The following is a 19,816-nucleotide window of genomic DNA, read 5'->3' as shown; positions in this document are numbered from 1 at the left end:
ATGACCATTCAACAAAACGCGTTGCCCACGGCACGCAAACCCCTGGACCTGCGCGCACTGCTCGACAACTGGGCGATGCTGCTGGCGGCGGTGAGCATCTTTTTGCTCTGTGCGTTGCTTATCGACAACTTCCTCTCACCGCTGAATATGCGCGGCCTGGGCCTGGCGATTTCCACCGTCGGCATCGCCGCGTGCACCATGCTGTTCTGCCTGGCCTCGGGGCACTTCGACTTGTCGGTGGGCTCGGTGATTGCCTGCGCCGGGGTGGTCGCGGCCATCGTGATGCGCGATACCGACAGCGTCATGCTGGGCATTGGCGCGGCACTGCTGATGGGCCTGACCGTTGGGCTGATCAACGGCATTGTGATTGCCAAGCTGCGGGTCAACGCGTTGATCACCACGCTGGCGACCATGCAGATTGTGCGCGGCCTGGCCTACATCTTTGCCAACGGCAAAGCGGTGGGCGTATCCCAGGAGCAGTTCTTCGTGTTCGGCAACGGCCAACTGCTGGGCGTGCCGGTGCCGATCCTGATCACGATCCTGTGCTTCCTGTTTTTTGGCTGGCTGCTCAACTACACCACCTACGGGCGCAACACCATGGCCATCGGCGGCAATCCGGAAGCGGCGTTGCTGGCGGGGGTGAATGTGGATCGCACCAAGATCCTGATCTTCGCCGTGCACGGCCTGATCGGCGCGCTGGCCGGGGTGATCCTGGCGTCGCGCATGACCTCGGGCCAGCCGATGATTGGCCAGGGGTTTGAGCTGACGGTGATCTCGGCGTGTGTGCTGGGCGGGGTGTCGTTGAGTGGTGGGATTGGCATGATTCGGCATGTGATTGCGGGCGTGTTGATTTTGGCGATTATTGAGAATGCGATGAACCTGAAGAATATCGATACGTTTTATCAGTACGTCATTCGTGGCTCGATCCTCTTGCTGGCCGTAGTCATAGACCGCATGAAACAACGCTGATCCCTGTGGGAGCTGGCTTGCCTGCGATAGCATCACCTCGGTACACCTGACTCACCGAGGTGCCTGCATCGCAGGCAAGCCAGCTCCCACAAAAGCCAGCTCAGGGCTCTAGTCCGTGGTGAACTTGAAGATTGTGTTCTGCGTGTAAGTCTGCCCAGGATTCAGACGGGTGGACGCAAACCCCGGTTGGTTCGGCGCATCCGGAAAATGCTGGGTCTCCAACGTAAACCCACTCCAATGCTGATACGTCTTCCCAGCCTTGCCCGTCACCGTCCCATCGAGGAAGTTGCTGGTATAAAACTGCACCCCAGGCTCCGTGGTAAACAGCTGCAAGCGCCGCCCCGACTCGGGGTCATGCACTTCGGCGGCGAGTTTTTTTACGTCACCTTTGCTATCCAAGGCCCAGTTGAAATCGAACCCACCTTGTTTGGGCTCGGCAAATTTGAGCTGCGGATGATCCTCCTTGATGTGCTGGCCAATCGGCGTGGGCTTGAGGAAGTCCATCGGCGTGCCCTTCACCGGCGCCAGTTCACCGGTGGGAATCAACGTGGCATTCACCGGCGTGTAATGGCTGGCGTGCAGGGTGGCGACGTGCTTGAGGATGTCGCCATTGCCCGCGCCGGCAAGGTTGAAGTAGCTGTGGTTGGTCAGGTTGAGCACCGTGGGTTTGTCGGTGGTGGCGGTGTAGTCGATGTGTAATTCGTTGTTGTCGTTGAGGCGGTAGGTGACTTCGGTCTTGAGGTTACCGGGGAAGCCCATCTCGCCGTCCTTGGACAGGTAGGTGAGGGTCACGCCCACCGAGTCCTTGGCCTTGACGGGCGTGGCTTTCCACACGTGCTTGTCGAAACCCTGGGCGCCGCCATGCAGGGAATTGGGGCCGTCGTTGAGCGGCACCTGGTAGCGTTTGCCATCCAGTTCAAAGGCGCCGCCCGCCAGGCGATTGCCGAAGCGGCCGATGGTCGCGCCAAAAAACGCGGTGCCGGCCTGATAGCCTTGCACGTCGTCGAAGCCGAGCACCACGTCTTCGACCTTGCCGTGTTTGTCCGGCACCTTCAGCGACTGCAACACGCCGCCGTAGGTAATCACCGTGGCTTGCATGCCATGGCTGTTGCGCAGCACGTATTGCTCGACGGCGGTGCCGTCATTGGTTTTACCGAAGGGTTTGTGCTCGCTGCTGAGGCCTGCCGCCTGGGCGCCGCCGCTGGCGACCAGCATGGACATCGCCAGGCCCGAGAGCAGGTAACGAGGGTGCTTCATGATCGAACTTCCTTTTGTTGTTTTGAGTGGAATAGTTCTACTAATGTGCGATATTTTGTCGATACGACAGCAGATTTATAGCCTTAAACGCCTTTTATGCAAAATAAAATAAGACTAATTAAGCGAGGCCACACGTTATGACGACTCCACACGCCGTATACCCCGACCTTGAAGGCAAGACCGTACTGATCTCCGGAGGGGCATCGGGGATTGGCGAGTTCATGGTGCGCGCCTTCGCCGCGCAGGGCGCCAAGGTCGGTTTTGTGGACCGTGCGCAAAGCCAGGGCGAACGCCTGGCGGCGCTATTGAGTTCCAAGGGGCACACGGTGGAGTTCGTGCAGTGCGATATCACCGACGAGATCGCCTACAAGGCCGCCATCGCGCGTTTCGAACATTCCCTGGGGCCGATCACCGTGCTGGTGAACAACGCCGCCAATGACGTGCGCCACACCCTCGAAGAAGTCGATTCGGACACCTTCGACAAGCTCATCAGCGTCAACCTCAAGCACGCCTTCTTTGCCGCCAAGGCCGTGGTGCCCATGATGAAAAGCGCGGGTGGCGGGGCGATTATCAACCTCGGCTCGGTCGGCTGGATGATGGCCTCGGCCGGCTACCCGGTGTACGCCGCCAGCAAGGCCGCCGCCCACGGCATGACCCGCGCCCTGGCCCGGGAACTGGGGCCGAGCCAGATCCGCGTGAACACCTTGGTGCCGGGTTGGGTGATGACCGAGAAACAACTGGCGATGTGGGTCGACGATGACGCCAAGGCCCTGATCGCCCGCAGCCAATGCCTGCCGGGCAGTGTGCTGCCGGAACATATCGCCGATATGGCTTTGTTTCTGGCTTCGGATGCATCGGCTATGTGTTCGGCGCAGAACTTTATTGTGGATGGTGGGTGGGTCTGAGCCAGGCTCAATCCTTCATGCAACACTGGTCGAATGTGGGAGCTGGCTTGCCTGCGATAGCGGTGCTTCAGCAACAGATGCATCAACTGACACACCGCAATCGCGGGCAAGCCCGCTCCCACAGAAAAACGCACTCCACAGGTAAACTGTGGTGTTTATTCGATGGGGTACTTTTTGAAAGCTGGATGCTGCTCCAGTCGCTCCGCCAGGCGTTGCAGGTTGGGAAACGCCTCAGCCTTGACCACCGACGCCACCGTGTACTGGCTGAACGACCACGCCACAGCGGCAGTAATGCTTGCCTGATTCAGCGTGTCATCGCCCGCCACAAGCTTCTCCAGCAACCCATAGGCCGCCAGCAGTTGCCCGCTGATGCGATCAAGCCACGGCGCATGCAGTTTCTCGGCCGGGCGCAGGTTGTGCTCATAGACGATCTGCACGCTCTTCTCACAGGCCGCCAGCGCCAGGCCCAGCACTTGCAGGTCGCGGGCGCGTGCAGCGGGGGCCTGGGGCAGCAGTTTTTTATCGGCCGGGGCGAGGGCTTCCAGGTAGTCGAGGATCAGGCTGGAGTCCATCAACACCGTGCCGTCGTCCAGCACCAGAGTGGGGGCCTTGACCACCGGGTTGATCTGCGAAAATTCGTCGAAGGTGCGGAACACCGACAACGATTGATGCTCGAACGCCACCCCGTACAGGTCCAGGGAGATAGCCACGCGGCGTACGTAAGGCGAGTCCAACATGCCGACCAGTTTCATGAAGCCTCCATTGCTCTCAACGTCATTGGCCCAAGAGAGTAATTGCACTGGCGCGGCTTATGCCACGTCTATTTGCAAATGGCTCAGCAACCACGCGGTAAAGCTGCGCGCCAGTGGGTCGTGTTCACTGTCGCGGTGGGTCAGCAGCGCCCAACTCGGCCCGCGAATCGTCGCGTCCACCAAGGGCGTGAGCACGCCATCGGCGCGGGCCTGGTGGCTGAGCAACTGGCTGACCAGGCCGATCCCCAGGCCCGCGCATACCGCATCCAGCAACAGGCCGGGGTCGGAAAAGTTCAGGCCCTGATCCTGCTGGCCCACATCGATCCCGGCGTCTACTGCCCAGTGGCTCCAGTCCATTTCCCGCTCGCCGTGCAGGGTAGTGCGCTGCGCGGGCGGCGTGTGCAACAGGCGCGGGTGGCACGCCGGGAACAGGCGGTCGGCATGCAGCACCTTGAAGCTGCATTCGGCCTGGGAACTGATGTCGTCACGCACTGCCAGGTCGATGGTCTGGCTGGCCATGTCGGGGACTTCGTCGGTGCTGAAAATCCACAGGTCCACCTCCGGGTGCTGCTGGCGAAAGTCAGCCAGGCGCGGCAACAGCCAGTGTCGCGCAAAGGTCGGCGTGGTGTTGAGCACCAGTTGATTGGGCTTGCGGTACTGCCCCAGGCGCCGCACGCCCACCGCCAGTTGTTGCAGGAGCGCCTGGGTGGTGCTGAGAAAGTCGTGGCCGGCGTCGGTCAGGCTGACGCTGCGCCCACTGCGCAAAAACAGCGGCTGTTCCAGGTAGGCCTCGAGGCTGCGGATCTGTTGGCTGATGGCCGATTGGGTCAGGTGCAGCTCTTCGGCGGCCTTGTGGAAACTGCCCAGCCGGGCGGCCGCTTCGAAGCCGCGCAAGGTGCCGAGTGGCGGCCAGTGGTTAAGCATGCTGATAAGTTCCTCTAATCAGTTTTCTACAAAATTCATCGTTTGTTCGGCTTTATGTGCCTACGTAGCATGTGTGACACAACGCCGTGGGCAGTTTTCGCTGAACACAATGACTTAACTGATGGGGGCTTGTCATGCAGCAAACTACAATTCCTGACAGCATTGGATGGATGCCCGCGGAGTGGTCGCAGCACGCGGCGACCTGGATGGTCTGGCCCCATAACCAAGCCTTGTGGGAGACCACCTGGGGCGTGACCCTGGCCCAGGTGCAGCAGGACTTTGCCCGGGTCGCCAACGCCATCGCGCGCTTCGAACCGGTGAAGATGCTGGTGGACCCGTCCGCGCTGGCCAGTGCCACGGCGTTGTGCGGCCCCGGCATCGAGCTGATCCCGCAGGCGGTCAACGACAGTTGGTGCCGTGATTCCGGCCCGACCTTTATCTGCCTCCCGCAACAGGGCGTGGCCGGGGTCAGCTGGCGCTTCAATGCGTGGGGCGGCAAGTCGGCCCATGACCTGGATGAAAGCCTGGCGCGCCGAGTGCTCAACCACCTGGGGCTGGACTGCTTCGGTACCGCGTTGAGCAACGAAGGCGGTGCCATCCATATCGACGGCGAGGGCACGCTGATCACCACCGAGTCGGTGCTGCTAAACCCCAATCGCAACCCGGGCATGAGCAAGGCCGAGATCGAGGACATCTTCGCGCGCCTGCTGGGCGTCCGCAAAACCATCTGGCTGCCCGGCGACCCGGATCACGTCACCGGCGACATGACTGACGGCCATGTCGATGGCGTCTGCGCCTTCGCCCGTCCTGGCGTACTGCTGGTGGACGCTACCCGCGACCAGGGTTCGGTCTACGCCGACGTGGTGCGCGAGAACCGCCGCGCCCTCGAACTGGCCACCGATGCCCAGGGCCGGCGTTTCGAGCTGATCGAACTGTTCGAAGCCAGCGACGCCGTGGACAGCGCCGCCGACGTGTTCTGCGCCTCCTACACCAACTTCTATATCGCCAATGGCGCGATCATCATGCCGGCCTATGGCATTGCTGCTGACCATGAGGCAGCGCAGGTGCTGGCCCAGGCGTTCCCCGCTCGCGAAATCGTGCCGGTGCAGATCAACCACCTGGCCCATGGCGGCGGCGGTGTGCATTGCATCACCCAACAACAGCCCGTGTGGGTGAAGCCATGAGCCTGCTGACGATTGCCACCACCCAAATGCCCTGCACCTGGGACCTGCCCGCCAACCTCGACCGCGCCGAACAGCTGGTGCGGGACGCGGCAGCGCAGGGCGCGCAAGTGATCCTGTTGCAGGAGCTGTTTGCCACGCCGTACTTTTGCATCGAGCAGCACCACAAGCATTTGGCGCTGGCCGAGGAGTACGCCCACAGCCGCGTGCTGCAACGCTTCGCCGCCCTGGCCAGGGAACTGGGGGTGGTGCTGCCGTTGAGCTGGTTCGAAAAGGCCGGCAACGCGTTCTTCAATTCTCTCAGTGTGGCGGACGCCGATGGGCGCCTGCTGGGGGTGTACCGCAAGACCCACATCCCCAACGCCATCGGCTATCAGGAGAAGGAATATTTCAGCCCCGGCGACACCGGTTTTCGCGTGTGGGACACGGCCTTCGGGCGCCTGGGCATCGGCATCTGCTGGGACCAGTGGTTTCCCGAAACCGCGCGCTGCCTGGCGTTGCAAGGCGCCGAGGTGCTGCTGTTTCCCACTGCCATCGGCTCGGAGCCGGGCTGTGCGACGCTGGATTCGCGGGACCATTGGCAGGTGACCATGCGCGGCCATGCAGCGGCGAATATCCTGCCGGTGGTGGCCGCCAACCGCGTCGGCCGCGAAGTGGCGACCACCGATCCGGCGCTGCAAATGGCCTTCTACGGCTCGTCGTTTATCTGCGACCACAAGGGCAAGTTGCTCGCCGAAGCGGACCGCGACAGCACCGGCGTGCACGTGCAGCGCCTGGACCTGGCGGCGATGCGCGAAGAGCGCCTGACCTGGGGCATCTTCCGCGACCGTCGCCCGGAGATGTACGCCAGCCTGCTCACCCTCGACGGTCGCCCATCATGAAAATATTCTTGAGTTGTGCGCTGCTACTCACCAGTGCCTGCGCGTCGGCCGATGACAAAACCCTCAAGCTCTACAACTGGGCCGACTATTTCGCCGCCGATACCCTGGCCAACTTCACCGCCGAAACCGGCATCCAGGTGATCTACGACGTGATGGACGGCAGCGAAACCCTGGAAGCCAAGTTGATGGCCGGCGGCAGCGGCTACGACCTGATCTTCCCCGGCGACACCGTGGCCGAGCGCTTGATGCGTGCCGGCAGCCTGCAAACCCTGGACGCCGCCAAGCTCACGGCGCTGGCGGATATCGAGCCGGGCCTGCAACAGCTGCGCACCCACTATGTGCATTCCAACCAGGCCACGGTGCCGTACACCTGGGGCACCATCGGCCTGACCTACAACACCCGGCAGATTGAACAGCGCCTGCCGAACGCGCCGGTCAACAGCCTCGACCTGCTGTTCAAGCCGGAACTGGCGGCGAAGTTCGCCGATTGCGGCATCTCGCTGATCGACTCGCCGGACGAAGTCCTCGCCGTGGTCCTCAACTACCTGGGCCGCGACCCGCGCAGTGCCAAGCCCGAAGACCTGGCGGCGGCGAGTGAATTGCTGCTTAAGGTGCGTCCCTATATCCGCAAGTTCCAGTCACAACCGGTGACCGACCTGGTCAACGGCAACCTGTGCCTGTCGCTCGGCTACAGCGGCGACATGACCCAGGCCCAGCGCGCCGCCGACGCGGCCGGCAAGCCGGTGACGTTCGGCTATCACATCCCCCGCGAAGGCACCACGGTATGGATGGACACCATGGCCATTCCCGTCGACGCCCAGCACCCGGAATACGCCTACGCGTTCATCAACTTCGTGATGCGCCCGCAGAACATGGCCGCCATCACCAACCTCACCGGCTACCCCACGTCGAACGCCAAGGCCCGTCCGGACGTGGAAGCGAGCCTGCGCGACAACCCCGACATCTACCCCGATGCGGCCACCTTCACTCGGTTGATCGCCGGCAAGGACATCCCCCAGGCCGATATGCGTGCACGCATGCGTGTGTGGACTAAATTCAAGACAGCAACCGTCAAGTGAGCCGCTTATGCCAACCCGTCGCACCTTCATCAAACAAGCCAGTGTGGTCTGCGCCATGACCCTGATTGCCCCGCACATCCGCGCCGCCACGCGCGGCGGTTTCTACATGCCCGACGAAGGCGAAACACACCGCCAGGCCTTTATCGCCTTTGGCGCCCAGGACGCGATCTGGGAGGACTTCACCGCCGATGTGCAAGCCGCCCTGGGCCGCATCGCCCGGGCGATTGCCGCATATGAACCGGTCACCGTGTTCTGCCGCGAAGACGAACGTGCACTGGCCGAAAAACACTGCGGCACGCGCAATATCACCTTTGTCGAAACCGCGCTGGACGACATCTGGATGCGCGACACCGGCGCCAATTTTGTCATCGACGGCGCCGGCGGCCAGCGTGCGGTGGACTTCAACTTCAACGGCTGGGGCAACAAGCAGCAGCACGCCGATGACGCGTTGCTGGCGGCGCTGGTCGCTGAAGAAACCGGAGCCAAGCTGGTTCGCAGCGAACTGGTGGGCGAGGGCGGTGCCATCGAAGTGGATGGCCTGGGCACCGGCATCATGACCGAAAGCAGCTGGATCAACCGCAACCGCAACCCCGACTGGAGCAAGGCCGAGGTCGAAGCCGAACTCAAGGAGCGCCTGGGCCTGCGCAAGATCATCTGGCTGCCGGGTATCAAGGGCAAGGACATCACCGACGCCCATGTGGATTTTTACGCACGCTTCGTCGCGCCGGGCGTGGTGCTGGCCAACCTCGACACCGACCCCGAGTCCTACGACCACAAGGTCACCCTGGCGCATTTGGAGATCCTCAAAAACGCCAGCGACGCCGACGGGCGCCCGTTGCAGGTGCACACCGTGTCGCCGCCGCTCAAGCCGCGCAAAAACCGCTTCAGCCAGGGCAACCCGGACTTCGCTGCGGGCTACATCAATTACTTCGTGATAAACGGTGCGGTTATCGCCCCGGAGTTCGGCGACCCGCTGGCAGACCGCAAGGCACTGGACTTGCTGTCCCGGCTCTACCCGGAGCGCAAGGTGCTACAGCTCAATATCGATGCGATTGCGGCGGGTGGCGGCGGCATTCACTGTGTGACGAGCCATCAACCTTTGGTTTAGTCTGGAGCGCTTCGTTGATCGCAAGCGCCTCTGGAGCAGTAAGCATGACCGACTACGTACCCCCGACAGTGTGGACCTGGGACACCGAAAACGGCGGCACCTTTGCCAGCATCAACCGGCCCATTGCCGGTGCCACCCATGACAAAGAGCTGCCGGTCGGCAAGCACCCGTTGCAGCTGTATTCCCTGGCCACGCCCAATGGGCAAAAGGTCACGATCCTCCTCGAAGAGCTGCTGGCCCTGGGGCACAGCGGTGCCGAATACGATGCCTGGCTGATCAAGATCGGCGACGGCGACCAGTTCGGCAGCGGCTTTGTCGGGGTCAACCCGAACTCCAAGATCCCGGCGTTGCAGGACCGCAGCGGCGCCACGCCGATTCGCGTGTTCGAGTCCGGCGCGATCTTGCAGTACCTGGCAGAGAAGTTCGGCGAGTTTTTCCCCACAGAGCCTGCGGCCCGTGCGGAGTGCCTGTCGTGGCTGTTCTGGCAGATGGGCAGCGCGCCGTACCTGGGCGGCGGTTTCGGGCATTTTTATGCCTATGCGCCAAGCAAGATGGAATACGCGATCAACCGCTTCGCCATGGAGACCAAGCGCCAGTTGGACGTGCTGGACCAGCGTTTGGCGGTGAGTGAATACATCGCCGGGGATGAATACACCATCGCCGATATTGCCATCTGGCCTTGGTACGGTGGGTTGGTCAAAGGGCGCTTGTATGGGGCGGCGGAGTTTTTGTCGGTGCATGAATACAAGCACGTGCTGCGTTGGGCGGAGGCGATTGAAGCGCGACCGGCAGTGCAGCGGGGGCGGCGGGTGAATCGGGTTTCGGGGCCGGTCGAGGAACAGTTGGCCGAGCGGCACGACGCCAGCGACCTGGACTGACGCGGTAGAAAAATGTAGGAGAACCCCTGTGGGAGCGGGCTTGCCCGCGATTGCGGTGTGTCAGTCACACATCAGTCGACTGACACTCCCTCATCGCGGGCAAGCCCGCTCCCACAGTTAGATCTCCCACAGTAGTTGTATCTGTGTACTCCAGACTATTTGTAGCGCTGCTCAAACACCGCCACCTGCTCCGGCTTGATCAGTTCAAACGGCACCCACACCTCCGACTCGATCGCTTCCCCCTTGATCATCCGAATCGCCGACTCCACTGCCTTGGCCGCCTGGGCTTTCGGGTCCTGGAACACCGACGCGGCCAACAACCCACGCTTCACCGCCGCCAACCCATCCGGCAAGCCGTCGATGCCGACAATCGCCACATCGCCCTTGGCCTTGCCCGCCTGTTGCAACGCCATCCCGGCGCCGATGGCCATTTCGTCGTTGTTGGCGACAATCGCATCGAACTGGGTGCCCGCCAGCAGCCAGTTGCTGGTCAGGTCCATGCCTTTGCTGCGTTGCCATTCGGCGCTTTGCTGCTCGACCACCTTGATCCCGGGAAAGTCCTTGAGCACCTGCTTGGCGCCTTCGGTGCGGTCATGGGTAGCGTTCTGTGCGAGGTCGCCCATGATGATCGCCACGTTGCCTTTGCCGCCGAGTTTTTCCGCGAGAAAGCGCATCTGCAATTGCCCGGCCTCGATGTCGTTGGAGGCCACGGTGACCACGCCCTTGGGCAGGGTGCGCTCATCCGGGTGGCGGTTGACGTACACCAGAGGGGTCTTGGCGGCCACGGCGGCGCGGGTCATGTTGGCGGTGGCAGAAGTGTCCACCGGCAGCACGATCACCGCGTCGACTTTCTGGTTGAGAAAGCCTTCGACCTGGTTGAGTTGGCGCACCACATCGCCTTGGGCGTCTTCGAACTGGATCTTCACGCCTTGCTGCTTGGCGGCCGTTTCCAGGCCGTTGCGCACGTAGGTCATGAAGTTATCGTCGACCCGCGCAATGCTCACGCCGATGCGGTAATCGGCGAGCGTCCACGGGCTGAACAGCAGTAACAGCGAGGCAACAATCAACGAATAGCGGTTCATAAGGGTGTTCCTTTTATTGTTATAGGGTGAACGCTTGACGGAATCGCTCCAGGGCCAGTTCGCTGTCGCCGCTGGCCCAGCCTTCAAGGCCGACCACGCCGGTGTAGCCCATGGCATGCAAGGCCCTGGCAATCGCAGGGTAGTGGATTTCACCGGTGCCGGGCTCCTTGCGCCCGGGCACGTCGGCCACCTGGATTTCGCCGATGGCGCTGCCGGCGCGCTGGATCAGTTCGATCAGGTTACCTTCGCCGATCTGCGCGTGGTACAGGTCCAGGTTCATTTTCAGGTGCGGGCTGCCCACGGCTTCGATCAGCGCCAGGGTGTCGTCGGCGCGGGCGAACGGGGTGCCAGGGTGGTCCACCTCGGTGTTGAGGTTTTCCAGCAGGAACACGCGGCCAGCGTCTTCCCCCAGGCGGGCGATTTTTTCCAGGGTCTTGCAGGCGCTCAGCCACATGCGCCCGGTGGTGTGGCTGACCGGTTGCACCGGTAGGCCGCCTTCACCGAGGCCAGTGCCATGCAGGTTGAGGCTGGGGCAATTCAGGCGTTCGGCAACGCCGAGGGATTCGCGGGCGCTGTCGAGCAACTGGCGGATGCCCTCCGGGTCGGTGAGGGTGCCGCTGATGTAGCCGGTCATTGAGGTGAAATCAGCGCCGGTCGCGGCCAGGGCGCCGATGTCCTTGTCGGTCCAGTTCCAGATTTCTGCGCTGAAGCCCAGCTCATGGATGCGCTGGACCCGCTCGATGAACGGCAGGTCGAGAAACACCATCTCGGCACTGATCGCCAGTTTGAACGGGCTCATACGGCCACCGCCTTGCCTTGCTGGAACGACTCGATGCACGCGCGGGCAATCGCCAGGGCGGCACGGGCGTCTTCGCCGCTGGCCATCGGTTTGGCGCCGGTGCGCAGGCAGTCAGCGAAGTGGTTGAGTTCGGCAATGTAGGCGTCGCGCAAAAGATCAGTGTCCAGGCGCTGGGTATCGGCCTGGATGCCTTGGGCCAGGTAGCGCACCAGGTCCGAATCATTGAGGCTGCCCATGCTCAGCATGCCTTCGCTGCCAAACACTTCGCCGCGTACGTCGTAGCCGTACACGGCCTGGAAGTTGGCCTCGGCGGTGGCGATGGCGCCGTTGTCGAAGCGGATCGCGACCACAGCGGTGTCGAGGAAGCCTTTGCTCTTGTATGCCGGGGCGATCAGCGCGTCGGCCATCACATACACCTGCACGGCTTCGGCGCCGGGGTTGAGGTAGCGCAGGGTGTCGAAGTCGTGGATCAGGGTTTCGAGGAAGATCACCCATTGCGGCGACGCGGCGGGATTGTTCAGGGCCGGGTCGCGGGTCACCGAACGCAGCAACTGCGGGGTGCCGATGCGCCCAGCGGCGACGTCGAGGTGCGCGGTGCGGAAACTCTTGGCGAAGCGCCGGTTGAAACCCACCTGCAGCGGCACGCGGGCATCGGCGGCGGCAGCGATGGCGCGGTCGGCTTCATCGAGGGTGATGGCCATGGGTTTTTCGCAGAAGATCCCCTTGCCGGCGCGGGCGGCACTGATCACCAGTTCCGCGTGGCTGCGGGCGGGGGCGGCGATGATCACGCCGTCGATGTCCGGGTCGTCGAGCAGCTGCTGCGGGTCGGTGTAGACCTTGTCCACCCCCAGTTCGGCGGCGAGGCGGGCGGCTTGGCCCGGCGTCGGGTCGGCGATGGCGACGAGGCTGGCGCCGGGGATATGCCGCGCTGCCGTCAAACCGTGGAAGCTGCCCATGCGGCCGGCACCGATCAAGCCCAGGCGGATGTTCTGTGTGGTCATGCAATTACCCCTTTTTTATTGTTGGCCTCAGGACGGTCCTGATGGGCAAAGGGGTAGGAGCAAAGCCTGTGCCAATTTTTAAGTGGTTGATTGTTAAGGATTAATAAAAAACTTTAAACAAAAAGTGTTCATTTAAATGACATGCCTATACTGACATGTCAAAAATATGAACATGGATACGCCCCGATGAGCATGACGTTCAGCGTGCAAGACCTTGATTACCTCACGGCCCTCGGGCCTGCCGCGCTGAATGACGGCCCCGTCGCGGCGCTGGAGTTGGCATGGCGGGTGTGCCTGGCGGGCCAGGTCGAACGACCGAAACACGTGCGGCAAGTGATCTGGGATTCGTGGCGGCGCAGCGTCGAGGCCGGAATCGATCCGGCGGACGAGCGCTACCGTTTTGTCGGTGCCGATGCCCTGGCCGCCACATTGGCCGCTCACCGCGTGTTGATCGCCGCCGCCGCGCAAGTCATGCACGGCCTGCTGGCCTACAACCCACGCGGGCATATCAACCTGACCGACGCCGACGGCACCACCCTGTATTTCTGCGGGCTGGACATCACCCCGGTGGGCAGCCGCCTGCTGGAGTCGGTGCAAGGCACCAACTGCACCGGCCTGGCCCTGGCCGAGGATCGTCTGGTCTACGTGCTGGCCGAAGAAAACTTCGCCAGCGGCCTGCGCCGCCGTCGCATGCATTGCGCCGCCGCGCCGATCAAGAATGCGCAGGGCGTCACCCTGGCCATGCTGACCCTGACGGCCGAGCCCGGCTGGTTTCACTTCCACACCCTCGGCACCGTGCAAGCGGCGGCCGAAGCCGTGTCGCGGCAGATGGCCCTGCAAGCGCTGCTGGAAGAACAGCAAACCGTGCTCGAAGTGCTCAACGAAGGCCTGGTGGTGCTGGATGAGCGCGGCTGCATCAAGGCGCTTAACCGTTACGCCCGGCAGTTATTCGGCGTGGGCCTGGAGCTGATCGGCCGCCCGTTCCAGCACCTGGGCCGCAGCGAGCTGAGCGATACCCTCGGCGAGCCCGTGCGCGACCGCGACTGCACCTTCCACCTGCACGACCGCAGCCAACTGGCGTGCCTGGTTTCGGTGTGCCCGCTGGAGCAGGGCGGGGTGATCGTCTCGCTGCGCGAGAACCGGCGCATCCGCGAAATCACCCGGCGCCTCATCGGCACCCAGGCCAGCTACACCTTCGACACCATCCAGGGCCAGTCACGGGCGATCCAGGACGCCCTGCACCTGGGGCGCATCGCCAGTCGCAGCGATTCCACCACCTTGATCCTCGGCGAAAGCGGCACCGGCAAAGAGCTGTTTGCCCAGGCCATCCACAATGGCAGCGAGCGCCACAAAGGCCCGTTTGTGGCGGTCAACTGCGGCGCGATCCCGCGCGACCTGGTGCAGAGCGAACTGTTCGGGCATGTCGAAGGCGCTTTTACCGGCGCCACCCGGGGCGGCTCGGCGGGCAAGTTCGAACTGGCGGATGGCGGCACGATTTTTCTCGACGAGATTGGCGACATGGCCTTCGACGCCCAGGTCAGCCTGCTGCGGGTGTTGCAGGAAGGCGAAGTGACCCGCGTCGGCGCGAAGAACTCGCGGCGCGTGGATGTGCGCATCATTGCCGCGACACACCGCAACTTGAGCCAGGCGGTGGCCGAGGGCGCGTTTCGTGAGGACCTTTACTACCGCCTCAATGTGTTGAACCTGACCGTGCCACCGCTGCGCATGCGCCGTGAAGACATTCCGCTGCTGGCCCGGCACTTCCTCGCGCGTTACGCCCGTTCGTTGCGCAAGGCGGTGGAGGGCTTTGCGCCGGAAGCGCTGGCGTTGCTGTGTGCCTATGCGTGGCCGGGCAATGTGCGCGAGCTGGAAAACAGTATTGAGCGCGCGACCAACCTGGCGATGGGGGCGTTGATCCAGCCGCTTGATCTGCCGTTGGACACCAAGCCGCGCACGCCGCTGCGCGTGCATGAGCCGCAGCCGGCACAAGAACTCAGCAGCCATGAAATGAATGCGATCGTTGCGGCGCTGGAAAGTACGGGCGGCAATATCCGCTTGGCCGCGCGGCAACTCAACGTGTCGCGGGGCGGGCTGTACAACAAGATGAGTCGGTTTGGCTTGAGTGCCGGGGACTATCGCAACAACTGAGCCTCACACCGATCAACCTGTGGGAACTCAACCTGTGGGAGCTGGCTTGCCTGCGATGGCGGTACATCAGTCACTACTGAGGTGCCTGGCCCACCGCTATCGCAGGCAAGCCAGCTCCCACAGGTTTTGATCTCCATGTATCAGATGCAGATGTTTTCCGAGGTGACGATTTGGGGCGGTACGTACACCCGATGCTTGATAGGATCAAACGCCTCGCCACTCTGCAACTCCACCAACAACTCCACCAACGCCACCGCCGTCTGCCCTGGCTGCGAATCCATCACCACATCCACCAACCCCTGGCTCAGCGCCTGGCGCGACAACTCCGTGGACTCCTGCAAGATGCAGCACAACGCCGGCCGCTTGGGCAGTTGCGCCAGGGCGCTGATGATGCCGTCGCCGCCGCCGCCCACCACGCACAGGCCGCGCAGGTCGCTGTGGCGGGTGATCAGGTCGAGGGTGGCTTCTTCGGTGATGTCGCAGTTGTCCAGGTTGATCAGCGGCTCCAACGGCTTGAGCCCCGGCGCGTGTTCGGCGAGGTAGCTGTGCAGGCCCGTGACCCGTGCCTGGTGGCCGAGGAAGCGGTGGCCGCCGAGCAGAATCCCCACGCTGCCTTTACGCGCGCCGCAGGTGCGGGCGAGCAGCCAGCCCATTGTGCGGCCGACCACGTGGTTGTCCTGGCCGACGTAGGGTTCCGCCGCGTGCTCGTGGATATCCGAGAGCAGGGCGACCACGGGCACCCCGGCTTCGCGGATCTGCGCCAACGTGGCATTGATCAGCGGGTGGGCAAAACTCACCACGGCGAGGGCGTCGCATTGCACGGCCAGTTGTTCGATTTGCGCGACGATGGCGCTGGGGCTGCGGTCGACAATGTAGTCGAATTGGCAGGTCAGGTTGGCGCCGGCGTGGTGCTCGGCCGCCTGGGCAATCGCCTGCGCCAGGCTGGCGTAGAACGCCTGGGCGGTGGCCAGCAGCAGGATGCCAAACCGGTAAGTCGGACGGCGTTCGCGGATGCGCTGGCCGATCAAGCGCGCGGCGAAATAGCCCACGGCTTCGGCGGCCTGGAACACCTGTTCGGCGGTGTCTGGATTGACCGGCGCGCGGGCGTTCAACACCCGGTCGACGGTGGCCACGCTGAGGCCCGCCTGGGCGGCAACGGTGGCGATGGTTGGGCGTTTATTGTTGTGCATGGCTGGCCCCTTGAGCGTCTTGATAGAAAACTATCAAGCCCCGCTGGGCCTGGATGATAGCTTGATAGGGAATGGATTCAAGGCCTTGAGAGCGATTTAGCGCTTCTCTATCGTGGGTTGCACAACGCACCTGAAACCCACGCTTGCGGAGAACAATAACAATGCCTGAACACACCGCTCACACCGCCCGGCGCGACTACAGCCTCACCGGCCCCGAAGCCGCCCGCGCTGCCGAAAAAGGCCTGGTCTCGGCCAGCTGGTATCAATCACCGATTTCCCGCAAACGCATGAAAGAACTGATGCAACGCCGCGACGGCCCGGCCCTGCGCGACACCGCCCTGTGGGTGATCGCGCTGGTCGCCAGCGGTTTTGGCGGCTACTGGTTCTGGGGCACCTGGGCCTGCGTGCCGTTTTTTATCGTGTATGGCGTGCTGTACGGCACCGCGTCCAATCCGCGCTGGCACGAAACCGGCCACGGCACCGCGTTCAAGACCCGCTGGATGAACGACGCGCTGTATCAGGTCGCGAGCTTCATGTGCATCTTCGAACCCCATGTGTGGCGCTGGAGCCATGCGCGGCACCACACCGACACCATCGTCGTCGGCCGCGACCCGGAGATCGTCGAGCCGCGTCCGCCGAGCTTCCTGATGATGTTCTTGAGCCTGTTCAACCTGCCCCTGGCCTGGAAAACCTTCAGCGGCGTGGCCCGTCATGCCGCTGGCAAGATGAGCGCGCAAGAGGCCGACTTCATTCCTGAATCCGAATGGCCCAAGGTGTTCCGTGCCGCACGGATCTGGGTGGGGATTTACGCCGTGGTCATCGGCACCGCCTTGTACCTGCACAGTTGGTTGCCGCTGATGCTGATCGGCCTGCCGAGCCTTTACGGCGCCTGGCTCGGCTACCTGTTCGGCCTGACCCAGCACGTCGGCCTCGCCGAAGACGTGCTCGACCACCGCAGCAACTGCCGCACCATCTACATGAACCGCGTGCTGCGTTTTATCTACATGGACATGAACTACCACCTCGAACACCACATGTACCCGATGGTGCCGTACCACGCCCTTGAGCAACTGCATGAAGAGATTCGTGGCGACTGCCCGCCGCCGTACGCAAATATCTTCGAGGCCTACAAGGAAATCCTGCCAACGGTGTGGAAGCAGCGCAGCGATCCGAACTACTTCATCCAGCGGCCGATCCGTCCCCGTGCGGAGTCGACGGCCAATGCCTCTGTGCATGCCGAAACCGCTGTTGGTTGAGCCCTCCAAAAACAAGAGAACAACACCATGAACGATCAATGGATCGACGTCTGCGCCGTGGGCGAAATAGACGAAGAAGACGTGCTGCGCTTCGACCACGGCGCACACACCTACGCGGTGTATCGCTCGGCGGAGAATGAGTTTTTCGCCACCGCCGGCCTGTGTACCCACGAGAAAATCCACCTCGCCGACGGCCTGGTGATGGACCACGTGATCGAATGCCCCAAGCACAACGGACGCTTTGACTACCGCACCGGCAAGGCCATGGGCGCGCCGGTGTGCGTCAACCTCAAGACCTACCCGGTACGGGTCGAAGCGGGGCGGGTGTTGCTCGCCGTCACGGTGTGACGATGAACGCTCCCTTGATTATCGTCGGCGCCGGCCATGCCGGTGGCCGTGCGGCGCTGACCCTGCGCGAAGAAGGCTACACAGGGCGCCTGATCCTGATCGGAGACGAACCGCACTTGCCCTACGAACGGCCGCCGCTGTCCAAGGGGCTGCTGCAAGACACTGCGGATCTGGCCAGCTACAGCCTGTGCGACCGCGAGCGCTTGGCCGCGTTGAACATCGAACATATCGCCGCCAACCCGGTGACGCAGTTGCAGCCCGAGCAACATCGCCTGCAACTCGCCGACGGCCAATGGCTGCCCTACGCCGGCTTGCTGCTGGCCACCGGTGGCCGCGCCCGGCGCTTGCCCCAGGCACCGGCCAACGTGCTGTACCTGCGCACCCACGATGAAGCGTTGGCCCTGCGTGATGCGCTAAAGCCCGGCACGCGATTAGTGGTGGTCGGCGGTGGCTTTATCGGCCTGGAAGTGGCAGCGACGGCCCGTGGCCTGGGCTGTGAAGTCACGGTACTGGAAGCCGGGCCGCGACTGGCGGGGCGGGTATTGCCGCCGGTCATTTCCGAGGCATTGCTGAGTTTGCATCGTGAGCGTGGGGTGGATGTGCGCTTGAACGTGGCACTGGAGTCCATCCAGCCGGACGCTGTGCTGCTGGTGGACGGCCAGCGCGTGCCCTGCGACCGCGTGGTGGTGGGTATCGGCATGCAGCCCAATATCGAACTGGCGACGGCGGCCGGGCTGGACGTGGGGCAGGGCATTCGTGTGGATGGGTTTCTGCGCACCAGCGCGGCCAACATCTATGCGGCGGGTGATGTGTGTGAGTTTCGCCAGGATGGCTTGTACCAGCGCCAGGAAACCTGGCGCAACGCCGAAGCCCAGGGCCGGCATGCGGCGCTGAACCTGCTGGGGCGCGAGTTGCCCTTCGACGCGCTGCCGGGTTTCTGGTCCGACCAGTACGACTGGGGCTTGCTCACCGTGGGGGTGATGACGCCCGCCGTGGTCAGCCGCACCTTGCCCGGCGGTGGTTTGCTGCAGTTCTACCTCGACGCCGAGCAGCGTTTGCAAGGTGCCTGCGGCTGGGCGCCGGGCAATGGCGCGGCCAAGGACATCAAGCTGTGTGAACGCCTGATCACGGCGTGTATGGCGCTGAACGCGGCCGACCTGGCCGACCCCGAGCTGTCCCTCAAACACCTGTTGCGAGGCTGAGATGCGCCAATTCCTGGTATTCCAATCCCTGTGGGCGATGCAGACCGAACCCGGCCCCCTTGAGGTCCAACTGGACCGCATCAAAGCCGCCGGTTTCGACGGCATCACCGACCACTACTGGAAGCCCGCCGATGTCGCGCGTTTGCACGCCGCCGCCTCGGCCAGGGGCTTGCAGATCGAGGGCCAACTGTTCCCGCAATCGGTGGACGACCTGGCGGCCGCGCTGGATGTGATCAGCCGCTACGGCTGTCATCACCTCACCTTGCAGGCCGACGTGCGCCCGCGTACCCAGGCCGATGCGGTGCGGCTGGTGGAAGGCTGGCAGCGCCTGGCCGAGCAGGTGGATTTTCCGGTGCTGCTGGAAACCCATCGCTATCGGCTGACCAACGACCTGCTGTTTACCCTGGATCTGCTGGCGCAGATGCCGGATTTGCAGCTACTGGCCGACTTGTCCCATTACGTGGTCGGGCGCGAATTGCCCGAGCCGGGCACCGCCGAGGACGACGAACAGATCCGCACGATCCTGCGCCACAGCTGGGGGTTTCATGGGCGTGTGGCGAGCAGCGAACAGGTGCAGGTTTCGCTGGACTTTCCCCAGCACCAACCCTGGTTGCAGCGCTTCACCGAGTGGTGGCGCTACGGGATCGAAGACTGGCTGGCGCGGCCCGACACGCCGCACAGCCTGTCCTTCACCTGCGAGCTGGGCCCGCCGCCGTATGCCATCACTGGGGCGGATGGGCGTGAGATCAGTGATCGCTGGAGTGAGGCCTTGAAGCTGCAAGCGTTGATCCGCGAGGTGTGGCGCAGCTGTCAGAAATGATCTGCCAATCTGTGGGAGCTGGCTTGCCTGCGATGC

The 19,816-nt window shown here is 63.3% G+C and carries 19 protein-coding genes; 12 read left to right on the top strand and 7 right to left on the bottom strand.

Annotated features, from left to right (window positions below):
• A complete protein-coding gene (gene araH / locus J1G37_RS19125) occupies window positions 1-969 on the top strand; it encodes an L-arabinose ABC transporter permease AraH (protein WP_124528674.1) in 969 nt (322 codons plus the stop codon).
• A 108-nt stretch (window positions 970-1,077) separates the two neighbouring features.
• Here the strand turns inward: araH and J1G37_RS19120 are convergent, their stop codons facing one another.
• Window positions 1,078-2,226, bottom strand: a complete 1,149-nt coding sequence (locus J1G37_RS19120) for an aldose epimerase family protein (RefSeq protein ID WP_207044516.1) — start codon at window positions 2,224-2,226, stop codon at window positions 1,078-1,080.
• 137 nt (window positions 2,227-2,363) lie between these two features.
• Between J1G37_RS19120 and J1G37_RS19115 the strand changes: the two genes are divergently transcribed.
• Window positions 2,364-3,131 (top strand): SDR family oxidoreductase, encoded by a 768-nt coding sequence (locus J1G37_RS19115; RefSeq protein ID WP_207044513.1) that lies wholly within the window; start codon window positions 2,364-2,366, stop codon window positions 3,129-3,131.
• Window positions 3,132-3,286: 155 nt separating this feature from the next.
• Here the strand turns inward: J1G37_RS19115 and J1G37_RS19110 are convergent, their stop codons facing one another.
• Window positions 3,287-3,883 (bottom strand): glutathione S-transferase, encoded by a 597-nt coding sequence (locus tag J1G37_RS19110; protein ID WP_207044510.1) that lies wholly within the window; start codon window positions 3,881-3,883, stop codon window positions 3,287-3,289.
• A 57-nt stretch (window positions 3,884-3,940) separates the two neighbouring features.
• The gene (locus J1G37_RS19105) at window positions 3,941-4,807 is read right to left on the bottom strand and encodes a LysR substrate-binding domain-containing protein (protein ID WP_207044509.1); all 867 of its coding nucleotides are present in this window, start codon (window positions 4,805-4,807) and stop codon (window positions 3,941-3,943) included.
• Window positions 4,808-4,941: 134 nt separating this feature from the next.
• Here J1G37_RS19105 and J1G37_RS19100 point away from each other — a divergent pair, with 134 nt between their 5' ends.
• The 5 genes from J1G37_RS19100 to yghU are packed head-to-tail and all read left to right on the top strand — an operon-like array spanning window position 4,942 to window position 9,934.
• A complete protein-coding gene (locus J1G37_RS19100) occupies window positions 4,942-5,991 on the top strand; it encodes an agmatine deiminase family protein (protein WP_207044506.1) in 1,050 nt (349 codons plus the stop codon).
• Complete coding sequence (aguB, locus tag J1G37_RS19095) at window positions 5,988-6,869, top strand: N-carbamoylputrescine amidase (RefSeq protein WP_207044504.1); 882 nt, start codon at window positions 5,988-5,990, stop codon at window positions 6,867-6,869. The genes J1G37_RS19100 and aguB overlap by 4 nt, the downstream gene beginning before the upstream one ends.
• Complete coding sequence (locus J1G37_RS19090; protein ID WP_207044501.1) at window positions 6,866-7,948, top strand: extracellular solute-binding protein; 1,083 nt, start codon at window positions 6,866-6,868, stop codon at window positions 7,946-7,948. The genes aguB and J1G37_RS19090 overlap by 4 nt, the downstream gene beginning before the upstream one ends.
• 7 nt (window positions 7,949-7,955) lie before the next feature.
• Window positions 7,956-9,056 (top strand): agmatine deiminase family protein, encoded by a 1,101-nt coding sequence (locus J1G37_RS19085; RefSeq protein ID WP_207044500.1) that lies wholly within the window; start codon window positions 7,956-7,958, stop codon window positions 9,054-9,056.
• A gap of 44 nt (window positions 9,057-9,100) precedes the next feature.
• The gene (gene yghU / locus J1G37_RS19080) at window positions 9,101-9,934 is read left to right on the top strand and encodes a glutathione-dependent disulfide-bond oxidoreductase (RefSeq protein ID WP_207044499.1); all 834 of its coding nucleotides are present in this window, start codon (window positions 9,101-9,103) and stop codon (window positions 9,932-9,934) included.
• Window positions 9,935-10,089: 155 nt separating this feature from the next.
• On the opposite strand, the gene J1G37_RS19075 is transcribed toward yghU, so the two are convergent.
• The 3 genes from J1G37_RS19075 to J1G37_RS19065 are packed head-to-tail and all read right to left on the bottom strand — an operon-like array spanning window position 10,090 to window position 12,816.
• Complete coding sequence (locus J1G37_RS19075; RefSeq protein ID WP_017735287.1) at window positions 10,090-11,016, bottom strand: sugar ABC transporter substrate-binding protein; 927 nt, start codon at window positions 11,014-11,016, stop codon at window positions 10,090-10,092.
• 19 nt (window positions 11,017-11,035) lie between these two features.
• Window positions 11,036-11,815, bottom strand: a complete 780-nt coding sequence (locus tag J1G37_RS19070; RefSeq protein ID WP_207044498.1) for a TIM barrel protein — start codon at window positions 11,813-11,815, stop codon at window positions 11,036-11,038.
• Entirely contained in the window at window positions 11,812-12,816 is a 1,005-nt protein-coding gene (locus tag J1G37_RS19065) for a Gfo/Idh/MocA family oxidoreductase (RefSeq protein WP_207044496.1), read from the bottom strand. Before J1G37_RS19065 ends, J1G37_RS19070 begins: the two co-directional genes overlap by 4 nt.
• Before the next feature lie 186 nt (window positions 12,817-13,002).
• Here J1G37_RS19065 and J1G37_RS19060 point away from each other — a divergent pair, with 186 nt between their 5' ends.
• Window positions 13,003-14,964: a sigma 54-interacting transcriptional regulator gene (locus J1G37_RS19060; RefSeq protein WP_207044494.1), complete on the top strand. Its 1,962-nt coding sequence runs from the start codon at window positions 13,003-13,005 to the stop codon at window positions 14,962-14,964.
• A 140-nt stretch (window positions 14,965-15,104) separates the two neighbouring features.
• Here J1G37_RS19060 and J1G37_RS19055 read toward each other — a convergent pair whose 3' ends face one another.
• Complete coding sequence (locus J1G37_RS19055) at window positions 15,105-16,154, bottom strand: LacI family DNA-binding transcriptional regulator (RefSeq protein ID WP_207044492.1); 1,050 nt, start codon at window positions 16,152-16,154, stop codon at window positions 15,105-15,107.
• 161 nt (window positions 16,155-16,315) lie between these two features.
• Here J1G37_RS19055 and J1G37_RS19050 point away from each other — a divergent pair, with 161 nt between their 5' ends.
• Genes J1G37_RS19050 through J1G37_RS19035 form a run of 4 tightly spaced genes read left to right on the top strand, consistent with a single transcriptional unit; the run spans window position 16,316 to window position 19,780 of the window.
• Window positions 16,316-17,410: a fatty acid desaturase family protein gene (locus J1G37_RS19050; protein WP_207044490.1), complete on the top strand. Its 1,095-nt coding sequence runs from the start codon at window positions 16,316-16,318 to the stop codon at window positions 17,408-17,410.
• A 27-nt stretch (window positions 17,411-17,437) separates the two neighbouring features.
• A complete protein-coding gene (locus J1G37_RS19045; RefSeq protein ID WP_017735293.1) occupies window positions 17,438-17,758 on the top strand; it encodes a MocE family 2Fe-2S type ferredoxin in 321 nt (106 codons plus the stop codon).
• 2 nt (window positions 17,759-17,760) lie between these two features.
• Entirely contained in the window at window positions 17,761-18,960 is a 1,200-nt protein-coding gene (locus J1G37_RS19040; RefSeq protein WP_207044487.1) for an FAD-dependent oxidoreductase, read from the top strand.
• Window position 18,961: 1 nt separating this feature from the next.
• Window positions 18,962-19,780 carry a sugar phosphate isomerase/epimerase gene (locus J1G37_RS19035; RefSeq protein ID WP_207044485.1) on the top strand — a complete coding sequence of 273 codons (819 nt, stop codon included), beginning with the start codon at window positions 18,962-18,964 and terminating at the stop codon, window positions 19,778-19,780.
• Window positions 19,781-19,816 lie beyond the last annotated feature (36 nt).

This window comes from Pseudomonas sp. Marseille-Q1929, from assembly GCF_017316265.1.
In the GTDB taxonomy this organism is placed as follows: domain Bacteria; phylum Pseudomonadota; class Gammaproteobacteria; order Pseudomonadales; family Pseudomonadaceae; genus Aquipseudomonas.
The sequence above is the reverse complement of the archived record's forward strand: the minus strand, read 5'-3'. Positions and strand labels throughout refer to the sequence as shown.

Bases quoted from the DNA above. Each gene is read 5' to 3' on its own strand.
- araH (WP_124528674.1), top strand. From the start codon at position 1: ATGACCATTCAACAAAACGCGTTGCCCACGGCACGCAAACCCCTGGAC.
- J1G37_RS19120 (WP_207044516.1), bottom strand. From the start codon at position 2,226: ATGAAGCACCCTCGTTACCTGCTCTCGGGCCTGGCGATGTCCATGCTG.
- J1G37_RS19115 (WP_207044513.1), top strand. From the start codon at position 2,364: ATGACGACTCCACACGCCGTATACCCCGACCTTGAAGGCAAGACCGTA.
- J1G37_RS19110 (WP_207044510.1), bottom strand. From the start codon at position 3,883: ATGAAACTGGTCGGCATGTTGGACTCGCCTTACGTACGCCGCGTGGCT.
- J1G37_RS19105 (WP_207044509.1), bottom strand. From the start codon at position 4,807: ATGCTTAACCACTGGCCGCCACTCGGCACCTTGCGCGGCTTCGAAGCG.
- J1G37_RS19100 (WP_207044506.1), top strand. From the start codon at position 4,942: ATGCAGCAAACTACAATTCCTGACAGCATTGGATGGATGCCCGCGGAG.
- aguB (WP_207044504.1), top strand. From the start codon at position 5,988: ATGAGCCTGCTGACGATTGCCACCACCCAAATGCCCTGCACCTGGGAC.
- J1G37_RS19090 (WP_207044501.1), top strand. From the start codon at position 6,866: ATGAAAATATTCTTGAGTTGTGCGCTGCTACTCACCAGTGCCTGCGCG.
- J1G37_RS19085 (WP_207044500.1), top strand. From the start codon at position 7,956: ATGCCAACCCGTCGCACCTTCATCAAACAAGCCAGTGTGGTCTGCGCC.
- yghU (WP_207044499.1), top strand. From the start codon at position 9,101: ATGACCGACTACGTACCCCCGACAGTGTGGACCTGGGACACCGAAAAC.
- J1G37_RS19075 (WP_017735287.1), bottom strand. From the start codon at position 11,016: ATGAACCGCTATTCGTTGATTGTTGCCTCGCTGTTACTGCTGTTCAGC.
- J1G37_RS19070 (WP_207044498.1), bottom strand. From the start codon at position 11,815: ATGAGCCCGTTCAAACTGGCGATCAGTGCCGAGATGGTGTTTCTCGAC.
- J1G37_RS19065 (WP_207044496.1), bottom strand. From the start codon at position 12,816: ATGACCACACAGAACATCCGCCTGGGCTTGATCGGTGCCGGCCGCATG.
- J1G37_RS19060 (WP_207044494.1), top strand. From the start codon at position 13,003: ATGAGCATGACGTTCAGCGTGCAAGACCTTGATTACCTCACGGCCCTC.
- J1G37_RS19055 (WP_207044492.1), bottom strand. From the start codon at position 16,154: ATGCACAACAATAAACGCCCAACCATCGCCACCGTTGCCGCCCAGGCG.
- J1G37_RS19050 (WP_207044490.1), top strand. From the start codon at position 16,316: ATGCCTGAACACACCGCTCACACCGCCCGGCGCGACTACAGCCTCACC.
- J1G37_RS19045 (WP_017735293.1), top strand. From the start codon at position 17,438: ATGAACGATCAATGGATCGACGTCTGCGCCGTGGGCGAAATAGACGAA.
- J1G37_RS19040 (WP_207044487.1), top strand. From the start codon at position 17,761: ATGAACGCTCCCTTGATTATCGTCGGCGCCGGCCATGCCGGTGGCCGT.
- J1G37_RS19035 (WP_207044485.1), top strand. From the start codon at position 18,962: ATGCGCCAATTCCTGGTATTCCAATCCCTGTGGGCGATGCAGACCGAA.